This window comes from Streptomyces sp. NPDC056347, from assembly GCF_042262625.1.
GTDB lineage: Bacteria > Actinomycetota > Actinomycetes > Streptomycetales > Streptomycetaceae > Streptomyces.
Genome location: NZ_JBHJQP010000222.1, coordinates 1 through 11,697, shown reverse-complemented (window position 1 = coordinate 11,697; position 11,697 = coordinate 1). Strand labels below are relative to the sequence as shown.

Here is an 11,697-nt window from a genome sequence, read left to right as displayed (position 1 = left end):
GCCCAGGACCGGCCGGTCCTGGGCCCCACGCAGGGTTCGCTGCGGCTCAGCCGTTCTTGGCCGCGTCCGCGGTGTCCTTCTTCTTCAGCTTCTCCGGCGCTCCGGACCCGTCCTCGGGAGCGTCCGGCGCCTTGTCCCCGGCGTCGTCGCCCGCGTCGGACCCGGTGGCCTTCTCCGCGTCCTTCTCGGCGTCCGCGTCACCCTTCTCGGCGTCCGCGTCCTTCTCTGCGTCCGCGTCCTTCGGGGTGTCACCGGCGGCCTCGGCGGCAGCTTCCTCCGCCGCGCCGGGCTCCACGATCTCCTCGCGCCCCGGCCGTACCTTCGCCGAGATCACGATGTACGCCACGGCGAGCACGAACACGATCAGTGCGGTCCACACGTTCAGGCGCAGGCCCAGGATGTGGTGGGCCTCGTCGACCCGCATGTACTCGATCCAGCCCCGGCCCGCGCAGTACGCCGCGACGTACAGGGCGAAGGCCCGGCCGTGTCCGAGCTTGAAGCGACGGTCCGCCCAGATCACCAGCAGGGCGACACCGATGCACCACAGCGACTCGTACAGGAACGTCGGGTGGTACGTGCCGGCGACCCGGTTGGGGCCATCGCTGATCTTCAGTGCCCATGGCAGATCGGTCGGCTTGCCGTACAGCTCCTGGTTGAACCAGTTCCCCCAGCGGCCGCAGGCCTGGGCCAGGGCGATCCCGGGGGCCAGCGCGTCGGCCCAGGCGGGCAGCGGGATGCCCCGGCGGCGGCAGCCGATCCAGGCACCGACGGCACCGAGCGCGATCGCGCCCCAGATGCCGAGGCCGCCCTGCCAGATCTTGAAGGCGTCGACCCAGTTCTGTCCTTCGCTGAAGTACAGCTGGTAGTCGGTGATGACATGGTAGAGACGGCCGCCGACGAGGCCGAAGGGCACCGCCCAGACGGCGATGTCGGCGACGGTACCGGATCTGCCGCCCCGGGCGACCCAGCGCTTGTTGCCGAACCAGACAGCGACGAAGACACCGATGATGATGCAGAACGCGTAGCCGCGGAGCGGGATCGGGCCGAGATTGATCACGCCGGTCGACGGGCTGGGAATGTAGGCAAGTTCCATGGCAGAGTCGACGCTACCTTGCCGGGTGGGGGCTGAGGCAACCCACCCGGCAACGTATGGGTAACGGGCCGGGCCGCGAATTCCCTTCCGGGCACCGCCCGGTGGCCGGTCAGGAACCCGACGGGGCAGGAGTGACCGTGCCCGGTTTCTTGCCCTTGTTGGCCTCCGCCACCCACTTCTTCAGATTCGCCACGGTGATCGGCTCATTGCCCTTCTTCGGGAAGATCGCCTCCCCGTTGAGCAGCGCGGTCGGCGTGCCCTGGAATCCGCCGTTCTGGAACGCCGTATTCGACTTCTTGACCCAGGTGTCGTGCCTGCCGTCCTCCACGCAGCCGCGGAACGTGGCGGTGTCGAGACCGGGGACCTTCCCCGAGAGGCTGATCAGCTTGGCGTTGTCACCGAAGGCGTCGTCGGTCTCCTGCGGCTGATTGCTGTAGAGCACGTCGTGGTACGCGGAGAACTTTCCGGCGTCCTGGGCGCAGGCCGCGGCGTTGGCCGCGCGCAGCGAGCCGCTGCCGCCGAGATTGCCGTCGATGATCGTGGCGAGGTGGTACTCGACCCTGAGCTGCCCGGTCCTCTCCATCTCGTGGACGGAGTCGCGGAACGCGTTCTCGAACTGGGCGCAGACCGGGCAGCGGAAGTCCTCCCAGATCGTGAGCGTGGACGGGGCGTCGTCCGCGCCGACCGGGATGGCCAGGCTGTCCTTCCCGGTCGCGCCGGACGGGGCGACCGCGGGACCCGCCGCCTCGCCCTTGCTGTTCTTGCCGCCGCTGTTCGCGGCGATCACGCCGACGACGGCGGCCAGCGCCAGCACACCCACCACGGCGCTGGAGACGATCAGCGTGCGCCTGCGGCGCTCGCTCGCCCGCTGGCGTTCACGCTGCTGTGCGAGCCGTTCGCGCGCGGCCCTTTTTCCCTGTTCGTTCTTCTCGCTCACAACCGCAGCAACGAACCGGGGAGGCACACGCGCGCCTCCCCGGTCCAGGTCCACCCGTTCGGGTGATACTCCGATCAGCGCTTTCGAACACCCTCGGCGAGGTCGCCCGCGAGGGAGCGGACGGCGGCCAGACCGGCCGCCTCGTCGGGAGCGTCCAGCATCGCCTTGACAAAGGCGGAGCCGACGATCACCCCGTCGGCGAAGCCCGCGACCTCGGCGGCCTGCCGGGCGTTCGACACGCCCAGGCCGACGCAGACCGGCAGGTCCGTGGTGGCGCGGGTGCGCCGGACCAGGTCCTGGGCCTGGTCGCCGACCGACTCGCGGGTGCCGGTGACGCCCATCAGCGAGGCCGCGTAGACGAAGCCGGAACCGGCCGCGGTGATGGTGGCGAGGCGCTCGTCCCTGCTGCTCGGCGCGACGACGAAGACGGTCGCGAGACCGTGCTTGCCGGCGTGCTCCCGCCACAGGGCGGACTCCTGGACGGGCAGGTCGGGCAGGATGCACCCGGCGCCGCCCGCCTCGGCGAGCTCGGCGGTGAAACGCTCGACGCCGTACCGGTCGATCGGGTTCCAGTACGTCATGACGAGGATCGGGACGCCGGTCGCGCGGTGCGCCTCGCGGACCGTGCGCAGCACGTCGGCGATCTTCACACCGCCGCGCAGGGCGATGTCGTCGGCGGTCTGGATGACCGGTCCGTCGAGCACCGGGTCGCTGTGCGGCAGGCCCACCTCGATGACGTCGGCGCCGCCCTCGACGGCCGCCTTCACGGCCGCGATCCCGCCGTCGACGGTCGGGAACCCGGCCGGGAGGTAGGCGACGAGCGCGGCCCGGCCCTCCTCCTTCGCCCGTGCCAGGGTGGTTTCCAACAGCTCCACGTTGCCGCTCACTTGCCGTCCTCCGCCCCGTCGTACAGCCCGAAGTAGCGGGCCGCGGTGTCCATGTCCTTGTCGCCGCGGCCGGACAGGTTGACCACCATCAGCCCGTCCTTGCCGAGCTCCTTGCCGACCTCCAGGGCCCCGGCCAGCGCGTGCGCGCTCTCGATGGCCGGGATGATCCCCTCGGTGCGGGAGAGGAGGCGGAGCGCCTGCATGGCGGCCTCGTCGGTGACCGCGCGGTACTCGCCGCGGCCGATGTCCTTGAGGTACGAGTGCTCCGGGCCGATGCCCGGGTAGTCGAGACCGGCCGAGATGGAGTACGGCTCGGTGATCTGGCCCTCGTCGTCCTGGAGGACGTAGCTGCGCGAGCCGTGCAGGATGCCGGGCTCGCCCGCGGTCAGGGTCGCCGCGTGCTCGCCGGTCTCCACGCCGTGTCCGGCGGGCTCGCAGCCGATCAGCCGGACCCGCTCGTCCGGGATGAAGGCGTGGAAGAGGCCGATGGCGTTGGAGCCGCCGCCGACGCAGGCGACGGCGGCGTCCGGGAGCCGGCCCGCCCGCTCCAGGATCTGGCGGCGGGCCTCGACGCCGATGACCCGGTGGAAGTCGCGCACCATGGCCGGGAAGGGGTGCGGTCCGGCGACCGTACCGAAGAGGTAGTGCGTGCTGTCCACGTTGGCGACCCAGTCGCGGAACGCCTCGTTGATGGCGTCCTTCAGGGTCCGGGAGCCGGACTTCACGGCGATGACCTCGGCGCCGAGGATCCGCATCCGCGCCACGTTCAGCGCCTGCCGCTCGGTGTCGATCTCGCCCATGTAGATGGTGCAGTCCAGGCCGAAGAGCGCGCAGGCGGTCGCGGTGGCGACGCCGTGCTGGCCCGCTCCGGTCTCGGCGATGACCCGGGTCTTGCCCATCCGCCGGGTGAGCAGCGCCTGGCCCAGCACGTTGTTGATCTTGTGCGAGCCGGTGTGGTTGAGGTCCTCGCGCTTGAGGAAGACCCGGGCGCCGCCCGCGTGCTCCGCGAAGCGCGGCACCTCGGTCAGCGCGCTGGGCCGGCCGGTGTAGTTGACCATGAGGTCGTTGAGCTCGGCGGCGAACGCCGGGTCCGCCTTGGCCTTGTCGTACTCGACGGCGACCTCGTCCACGGCGGCGACCAGCGCCTCCGGGATGAACTTGCCGCCGAACGCGCCGAAGTAGCCCTCGGCGCTGGGGATCAGACCCTCGGGGTCCGGAATGAAGAAGTCAGATGACATCCGACATTGCTCCTCGACATCGCAATGGGTGATTTGACCGTTTGCGCCATGAGCGGAGCGCCACCCGGCCAGGAGGAGCGGGCGGTGCGGGCATACGTACGGGACTGAAGTGGTTCGGTACGTCGGCCGGGGTCAGCTGGGCGCGGACCCCGTGCGCCATCGCATGCCGTTGACCTGTCCGGGTTCGTCACCGATCACGTACCGCACCCGTCGGCCGTGCACGCGGCGGGCGGGGGCCCGGCAGCCGCGGGGCCGGCAGCCGCGCGCCAGCGGGGCGTGCGGGACCCGGGCCGACGCGGCGGTGGGGCGCAGGCCCTGCCGGGGGCGGGACGCGGGGCGGACGGCGGACACGGCCAGGTCAGCCCCGTCCGTGCCGGAGGGCGGGGTGGGCGCCGGCGGCCACCAGGTCGGCGACGGCGGCGCGCGGGTCACGGCCGGTGACCAGGGACTCGCCCACGAGCACCGCGTCGGCGCCCGCGTTGGCGTAGGCGATCAGGTCGTGCGGGCCGCGGACGCCGGACTCGGCGACCTTGACGATGTGGTTGGGGATCTCGGGGGCGACCCGATCGAAGGTGGAGCGGTCGACCTTCAGGTCCTTGAGGTTGCGGGCGTTGACGCCGACGACCTTCGCCCCGGCGGCCACGGCGCGCTCCGCCTCGTCCTCGTCGTGCACCTCGACCAGCGGCGTCAGGCCGATGGACTCGGCGCGCTCGATCAGCGAGACCAGGGCCTCCTGGTCCAGGGCGGCGACGATCAGCAGGGCCAGATCGGCGCCGTAGGCACGGGCCTCCCAGAGCTGGTACGACGTGACGATGAAGTCCTTGCGCAGGACCGGGATGTCGACCTTGGCGCGGACGGCCTCCAGGTCGGCGAGCGAGCCGCCGAAGCGGCGCTGCTCGGTGAGGACCGAGATGACGGACGCGCCGCCCGCCTCGTAGTCCGCGGCGAGGGCCGCCGGGTCGGCGATCGCGGCCAGTGCGCCCTTGGAGGGGCTGGACCGCTTGACCTCGCAGATGACGTTGACGCCCTCGCCTCGCAGGGCCGCGACCCCGTCCTTGGCCTGCGGGGCGCGCGCCGCGCGTTCCTTCAGCTCGTCGAGGCTGACACGCGCCTGCCGCTCTGCGAGGTCGGCGCGTACGCCGTCGATGATCTCGTCGAGCACACTCACGCGAGCGGCCCCCTTCCGGGAGGTGATGAGGGAACAGGATCAGCCGTGTCCATGCTATCCGCAGGAGGCCGCCGACCCGAACCTGATTGCCGAATGTCCCACTACCTGGGCATTCAAGGGGCGAGAACGGATCCGAACGGAAGATTCCGCGCCACGGAGAAGACCAGCGCCACGGCGCCGATCCCCCACCAGACGGCGGGTCTCACCGCGAGACCCATGCGGGTGCCACGCACCGCGCGGACCGTCCAGAGCGTCCACAGGACGGCGAAGGCCGCGTAACCGACGACGGCCAGCGCGTTGGAACCGAGGGCGGCGGCGATGTCGCCGTGCGCCACCGCGTGGGCGCTGCGCAGCCCGCCGCACCCCGGGCAGTAGATCCCGGTGAACCGCAGCAGCGGGCAGACCGGGTAGTGGCCGGGCTCGTTGGGGTCCACGGCGCCGACGTAGCCGAAGGCGCCGACGACGGCGGCCATGACGGCCACCGGGGTGGCCAGCCGCCGGATGCGCGAGGCGGGTACGGGCGCCGGGGGGAGGACCGGCGGATACGGCGGGCCGGGCACGGGCCCGGCGGCCGGGGCCTGTGCGCGGGCCGGGGCGGCGGCGGGGTCGGTCGATGCGTCCACCCGGTGATTGTCCCCGCTGACGCGGCGAGGCGCAGCCCGGTCGTCCGGGCCGCGCCTCGCGTGCGTAGGGGTGCCGTGCGGCGTCAGGAGGAGACCTGCGCCTGTCCGGCGCGGGCCCGGGCGGCCGCCATCTCGGCCGACTCCTTCGGCATGCCGAGGCCCGCGGCCTTCATCGCGAGACCGACGACCCCGCCGAGGAGGATGACGCCGATGCTGGCCCAGAAGCCGACGGGGCTGGCCGCGACCATGAAGACGCCCGCGGCGCAGAAGCCGATGAAGGAGATGATGACACCGGTCCAGGCGGCCGGGGTGTGTCCGTGGCTGCTGCCCGCCATGAGTTGCTCCTTGTTGATGTTGCGCTGTTGGTTTCGCTGTAGGCAAAGCTGCTGTACGCGATGCTGGTGCCGCTGTGCTGGAAGCTCGGCCCCATTGTCCCGCACGAACAGTGAGGACGTGATCTCGGGGTGCGGCCTAGCGCGTCGGGTCCTCGCCGCGGTCCAGGGCCTTCCAGAGGTCCTCGGGCCGGTCCGGGTCCATGGCGCGGGCGGTCTTGCGGGGGCGGGGGGTGCCGTCCCGCTCGTACCGTCCCGACATGGTGGGCCAGCGCCCGCCGTACCGCAGGGCGAGGAGCCCGGCGAGCAGGATCAGCAGACCGCCCGCCGCGGTGACGTAGGGCCAGGCGGTGTGGGTGAGCGCGCCGATGGTCGCGGCCGCGTCACCGGTCGTCTCGGCGGTCTTCTCGTCGAGCGCCGCGCTGTCGGAGGCGCCCAGGCAGGCGCTCAGCACGGCGCCCAGCCCGCTGAGGGCGAGGAGCCCGGCGACGACCGTCCGGGAGATCCCGCGGACGGCGAAGACGGCGACCAGGGCGGCGAGACCGACGATCGCCAGTGCGGCCGGGACCCCGGTGACGTCCTGGCCGTCGGCGCTCAGCGGCAGCGAGCCGCCGCCGACGGACGCCTTGCCCTCGGCCCAGGTCTGGCCGGAGGCGAGCAGGACGACGGTGGCACCGACCGCCCCGAGGAGCAGGCCTGAGGCCAGGCTGCGGCGGCTTCCCGGGGCGTCGGGGGCGGTGACGGCTCGGGCACGGGGCTGGGGTACGGGGACAGCGCTCACGTACTCCACTATCCCCTACCGCCTCACGCGCCGCGGAGGCGGTTGGCCGTGTGCACCGCGCGGAGCACCGCGGCGGCCTTGTTGCGGCATTCGGTGTCCTCGGCGGCCGGGTCTGAGTCGGCGACGACCCCGGCCCCGGCCTGGACGTACGCCGTGCCGTCGCGGAGCAGTGCGGTGCGGATGGCGATGGCGGTGTCGGAGTCCCCGGCGAAGTCGAGATAGCCGACGCAGCCGCCGTACAGTCCGCGGCGGGTCGGCTCCAGCTCCTCGATGATCTGCATCGCGCGCGGTTTGGGGGCGCCGGAGAGGGTGCCCGCGGGGAAGCACGCGGTCAGGACGTCGAACGCGGTGTGGTCCTCGGCGACCTTGCCGGTGACGGTGGAGACGATGTGCATCACGTGCGAGTAGCGCTCGATCGACATGAAGTCGACGACCTCGACGGTGCCGGGGGCGCAGACCCGTCCCAGGTCGTTGCGGCCGAGGTCGACGAGCATCAGGTGCTCGGCGCGTTCCTTGGGGTCGGCGAGGAGTTCCTCGGCGAGCGCCTGGTCCTCCTGCGGGGTGGCGCCGCGGTGCCGGGTGCCGGCGATCGGGTGGACCATGGCCCGCCCGTCCTCGACCTTGACCAGGGCCTCCGGGCTGGAGCCCGCGACGTCGAAGCCGTCGAACCGGAGGAGGTACATGTACGGCGAGGGATTGGTGGCGCGCAGCACCCGGTAGACGTCCAGCGCGCTCGCGGTGCACGGGGTCTCGAAACGCTGGGAGGGGACCACCTGGAAGGCCTCGCCGGCCCGGATGCGTTCCTTCACGTCCTCCACGGCGTCCTGGTACGCCGGTCCGCCCCAGCGCGCGGTGTACGGCGGCAGCGCGGAGTCGGGGAGGGCCGCGGGGGCGTTCTCGACGGGGCGGGAGAGGTCGCGCTCCATGGCGTCGAGGCGGGCGACGGCGTCCGCGTGGGCCTCGTCGACGCCGGTGGAGAGGTCGTTGTGGTTGATCGCGTTGGCGATCAGCAGGACGGTGCCGTCGCGGTGGTCGAGGACGGCCAGGTCCGAGGTGAGCAGCATGGTCAGCTCGGGCAGGCCGAGGTCGTCCTCGGTGCTGTCGCCGATCTTCTCCAGGCGGCGCACGATGTCGTAGCCGAGGTAGCCGACCATGCCGCCGGTGAACGGGGGCAGTCCGTCGTCGGCGACCAGGTCGCGCGGGGTGTGGAGGATCTCGACGGTGGCGCGCAGGGCCTCCAGCGGATCGCCGTCGAGGGGGACGCCGACCGGCGGGACGCCCAGCCAGTGGGCCTGTCCGTCGCGCACGGTGAGGGTGGCGGCGCTGCGCACCCCGATGAAGGAGTAGCGCGACCAGGTGCGGCCGTTCTCCGCCGACTCCAGGAGGAAGGTGCCGCTGCGCTCGCCCGCGAGCTTGCGGTAGAGACCGACCGGGGTGTCGCCGTCCGCCAGGAGTCTGCGGCTGACGGGGATGACGCGCCGGTCCACGGCGAGCTTGCGGAAGGTTTCGAGATCCATGGCGGCAGACCCTACTGCCCGAGCGGGAGGACGTCGGCGTCGAAGCAGGTGCGGTCCCCGGTGTGGCAGGCGGCACCCGTCTGGTCGACCTTGACCAGAACGGTGTCGGCGTCGCAGTCCAGGGCGACCGACCTGACCTCCTGGGTGTGGCCGGAGGTGTCGCCCTTGACCCAGTACTCCTGGCGGCTGCGGGACCAGTAGGTGCAGCGGCCGGTGGTGAGGGTGCGGTGCAGGGCCTCGTCGTCCATCCAGCCGAGCATCAGTACCTCGCCGGTGTCGTACTGCTGGGCGATCGCCGGGAAGAGTCCGTCCGCCCCGCGCTTGAGGCGGGCGGCGATCGCCGGGTCGAGGCCGCCGGAGGGCGACGGGGTGCTGGGGGTGGGCGCGCTGCTCATGGAGCCATTGTGCCGTGGCCGGGGCGCCCGTCCGGTGCGGTGTCCACTGGGCGGACCGGGTGCGGCGGTCGTACGCTGGCGACCATGTCGACCCATGCGAAGCGCGAACGTCTTCTGCTCGCCGACCTGTTGGAGGCCGTCGGCCCGGAGGCCCCGACCCTGTGCAGCGGCTGGAGTGCCCGGGACCTGGCCGCCCATGTGGTGGTCCGGGAGCGGCGGCCCGACGCGGCGGGCGGGCTCCTGGTGGGCGCGTTGCGCAACCGGCTGGAACGGGTGCAGGGCGAGTTCGCCGCGAAGCCGTACGAGGAGCTGATCCAGCTGATCCGTACGGGGCCGCCGAGGTTCTCCCCGTATGCCGTGAAGCAGGTCGACGAGGCCGCCAACACCGTGGAGTTCTACATCCACACGGAGGACGTGCGCCGGGCCCAGCCGGACTGGTCTCGGCGTGAGCTGGACCCGGTCTTCGCCGATCTGCTCTGGTCGCGGACCGAGCGGACGGCCCGGCTGCTGGGGCGCAAGTCCCCGGTGGGGCTGGTGCTGCGCCGACCGGACGGCCGGACGGTGGTGGCGCACAAGGGCGCCCCGGTGGTGACGGTGACCGGCGAGCCGGGTGAGCTGCTGCTCTTCGCGTTCGGGCGGCAGTCGGCGGCGACGGTGGGGCTGGAGGGCGACAAGGAGGCGGTGGACCGGCTGCAGACGGCGGCGCTGGGGATGTAGGGCCTGTTCAGCCCGGGAGTTCCGCGCGGCGCAGCCGGGTGAAGGCCAGGCCGGTCAGCGCTCCGGCGGCGCAGAGCGTGGCGCTGGCGGCGAAGACCGGTCCGGTTCCCCAGAGGGCGACGGCCGCTCCGGTGACCGGGTAGCTGAGCGGGGCGAGGGCGTGGGTGAAGAGCGTCGAGACCGAGGTGACCCGGCCGAGGTAGGCGGGCTCGGTGACGGTCTGGATCAGGGCGCCGCACAGGGAGCCGCCGAGCCCGGCGAAGAGGCCGACGCAGACCGCTGCGGCGGCGGCCAGGGCCACCGAGGGCAGGTGGGCCAGAGCGCCGATGGCGATTGCGCCGCTCAGCACGGTCAGGCACATGACCAGCCCGGCGCGGGGCACCCGGCCGCGTACCGCGAGCAGCAGCGCCGAGGCACCGGCGCCGAGGCCGAAGGCGGCGATGATCCAGCCCATGCCGGAGGCGCCCCAGTGGCGTTCCTCGGCGAGCAGGATCAGCCCGAGGTTGAGCGGGCCGACGAAGCCGAGCTCGCTGACGGCGACGACGATCATCAGCGGGCCGAGCAGCGGGTGGCGGCGGATGTGGCGCAGCCCGTCGGCCAGGTCGCCCCAGGCGGTCCTGGAGGCCGTCGCGCCCTCCTGCGCGGGCGCCGGGCGCAGCCGGAGCGACATCAGCAGCGGGAGCGACACCGCGAAGAGGATCCCGGCCGCGGCGAAGGCGAGCCCCGGTCCGCCGAGCGCCACGGCGAGGCCGCCGAGCGGGGCGCCGACGACGTTGGCGGCCCGGATGGACAGGCCGCGCATGCCCTGGACCCGGGCCAGCTGGCCGGGGGCGGTGACCCGGGGCGGCAGGGCGCCGACGGCGGGCAGGAAGAGGGCGTCGACCACACCGAAGACCAGGGCGACGGCGATCAGCATCCACAGCGCGGGCGAAGAGACCAGCAGGGCTCCGGCCAGGGCGAGGACGACCAGGCAGCGGACGGCGTCGCTGCCGATGACGACCCGGCGCGGCCCGATCCGGTCGGCGAGCACTCCCCCGCCGAGCATCAGGACGGCCCGGGGTATCGAGCCGACGGCGAGGACGATCCCGGTCTGCGTGCCGTCGCCGGTGCGGGCGGCGGCCCAGGCGAGCGCCATGTAGTAGACGCTGTCGCCGATCATCGAGGCGGTGTAGGCGCCGAGCCAGCGCAGGACGTTGCCGTCGCGGTGGGCGGGCGGTTCGGTGACAGGTGCGGGTGCGGGTGCGGGTGCGGCGGTGTCGGTGACGCTCATGGGGTCGGCCTCCCGGGGCGGCGGGTCAGGGGCGGAACGGGAACGCGTACACGTGGAGGGCGACGTTCTCTCGGCCTTCGGTGTCCCCCGCCTCCTCGCGGGCACGGCCCTGTTCCTCGTACCGGTCGATCAGCCGGTGCAGTTCGCGGTTGAGCGCGGTGAGTTCCTCGGCGGTGAGGCGGGCCAGGTATTCGGAGCTGGCGGCGGCGCTGCGCCACGGGAGCGGCCAGCTGGGGGCCGAGTCGAGGTAGCGGCGGTACAGCTCGATGTGCTGGTCGAAGGAGAGGCGGCCGACGGCGGCGTGGGTGGCGGCCTTCTCGGGGGCGTCGTGGAAGTCCTCCTCGTGGAAGTTGAGCCCCTTCGAGGCGGGCTGCCACCAGCGTTCGCGGCCGTCCTTGCCCTGCTGTTCGGCCTCCTCGATCAGGCCGTGGTCGGCGAGCTTGCGCAGGTGGTAGCTGACCAGGGAGACCGCCTCGTCGACCTGGTCGGCCAGCTGGGAGGCGGTGGCCTTGCGGGCGATGTAGAGCGCCCGGTAGAGCCGCATCCGCAGCGGGTGTCCGAACGCCTTCAGGGTTTCCAGGTCCGAGACCCGGCGCGATTCGTTGCTTGCCATGCCCCCACCGTAGATACAAAAGGAAAGTTGCGCAATCTTTGTTGCGCAATAAAAGCTGCGGATTTTGGTACGGGGAGAGCAGCGAAAAGCCCGTCGCCGGACGGGGCCGAGGAATCGGCTCCGCCC

Annotated in this window: 14 protein-coding genes; 1 reads left to right on the top strand and 13 read right to left on the bottom strand. The window is 72.6% G+C overall.

The features are described from left to right. Positions 1–46: 46 nt before the first annotated feature. The 11 genes from lgt to hisI all read right to left on the bottom strand — a co-directional run bounded on the left by lgt (position 47) and on the right by hisI (position 8,971). The gene (gene lgt, locus ACFCV8_RS32770; protein ID WP_376689140.1) at positions 47–1,093 is read right to left on the bottom strand and encodes a prolipoprotein diacylglyceryl transferase; all 1,047 of its coding nucleotides are present in this window, start codon (positions 1,091–1,093) and stop codon (positions 47–49) included. A gap of 109 nt (positions 1,094–1,202) precedes the next feature. Beyond that, positions 1,203–2,030, bottom strand: a complete 828-nt coding sequence (locus ACFCV8_RS32765) for a DsbA family protein (RefSeq protein ID WP_376689139.1) — start codon at positions 2,028–2,030, stop codon at positions 1,203–1,205. Between the two features lie 74 nt (positions 2,031–2,104). Further along, entirely contained in the window at positions 2,105–2,917 is an 813-nt protein-coding gene (gene trpA, locus ACFCV8_RS32760) for a tryptophan synthase subunit alpha (RefSeq protein WP_376689138.1), read from the bottom strand. Next, positions 2,914–4,155 (bottom strand): tryptophan synthase subunit beta, encoded by a 1,242-nt coding sequence (gene trpB / locus ACFCV8_RS32755; RefSeq protein ID WP_376689137.1) that lies wholly within the window; start codon positions 4,153–4,155, stop codon positions 2,914–2,916. The genes trpA and trpB overlap by 4 nt, the downstream gene beginning before the upstream one ends. Positions 4,156–4,287: 132 nt before the next feature. Then, positions 4,288–4,506 (bottom strand): tryptophan biosynthesis modulator TrpM, encoded by a 219-nt coding sequence (gene trpM / locus ACFCV8_RS32750; protein ID WP_376689136.1) that lies wholly within the window; start codon positions 4,504–4,506, stop codon positions 4,288–4,290. 7 nt (positions 4,507–4,513) lie between these two features. Beyond that, positions 4,514–5,323, bottom strand: a complete 810-nt coding sequence (gene trpC / locus ACFCV8_RS32745; protein ID WP_376689135.1) for an indole-3-glycerol phosphate synthase TrpC — start codon at positions 5,321–5,323, stop codon at positions 4,514–4,516. Positions 5,324–5,436: 113 nt separating this feature from the next. After that, a complete protein-coding gene (locus tag ACFCV8_RS32740; protein ID WP_376689134.1) occupies positions 5,437–5,946 on the bottom strand; it encodes a DUF2752 domain-containing protein in 510 nt (169 codons plus the stop codon). A gap of 83 nt (positions 5,947–6,029) precedes the next feature. Then, positions 6,030–6,281, bottom strand: a complete 252-nt coding sequence (locus ACFCV8_RS32735) for an HGxxPAAW family protein (RefSeq protein ID WP_376689133.1) — start codon at positions 6,279–6,281, stop codon at positions 6,030–6,032. 136 nt (positions 6,282–6,417) lie between these two features. Next, entirely contained in the window at positions 6,418–7,068 is a 651-nt protein-coding gene (locus ACFCV8_RS32730) for a TIGR02234 family membrane protein (RefSeq protein WP_376689132.1), read from the bottom strand. Between the two features lie 14 nt (positions 7,069–7,082). Beyond that, positions 7,083–8,576: an anthranilate synthase component I gene (locus ACFCV8_RS32725; RefSeq protein WP_376689131.1), complete on the bottom strand. Its 1,494-nt coding sequence runs from the start codon at positions 8,574–8,576 to the stop codon at positions 7,083–7,085. An 11-nt stretch (positions 8,577–8,587) separates the two neighbouring features. Further along, on the bottom strand, positions 8,588–8,971 hold the full coding sequence (hisI, locus tag ACFCV8_RS32720) for a phosphoribosyl-AMP cyclohydrolase (RefSeq protein WP_376689130.1): 384 nt from the start codon (positions 8,969–8,971) through the stop codon (positions 8,588–8,590). An 84-nt stretch (positions 8,972–9,055) separates the two neighbouring features. On the opposite strand from hisI, the gene ACFCV8_RS32715 reads away from it, so the two are divergent. Continuing rightward, positions 9,056–9,688 (top strand): TIGR03085 family metal-binding protein, encoded by a 633-nt coding sequence (locus tag ACFCV8_RS32715; protein WP_376689129.1) that lies wholly within the window; start codon positions 9,056–9,058, stop codon positions 9,686–9,688. A 7-nt stretch (positions 9,689–9,695) separates the two neighbouring features. Here ACFCV8_RS32715 and ACFCV8_RS32710 read toward each other — a convergent pair whose 3' ends face one another. Together ACFCV8_RS32710 and ACFCV8_RS32705 are read right to left on the bottom strand one after the other, a co-directional pair. Next, entirely contained in the window at positions 9,696–10,958 is a 1,263-nt protein-coding gene (locus tag ACFCV8_RS32710; RefSeq protein ID WP_376689128.1) for an MFS transporter, read from the bottom strand. A gap of 25 nt (positions 10,959–10,983) precedes the next feature. Then, a complete protein-coding gene (locus tag ACFCV8_RS32705) occupies positions 10,984–11,571 on the bottom strand; it encodes an ArsR/SmtB family transcription factor (RefSeq protein ID WP_376689127.1) in 588 nt (195 codons plus the stop codon). Between the last annotated feature and the right edge of the window lie 126 nt (positions 11,572–11,697).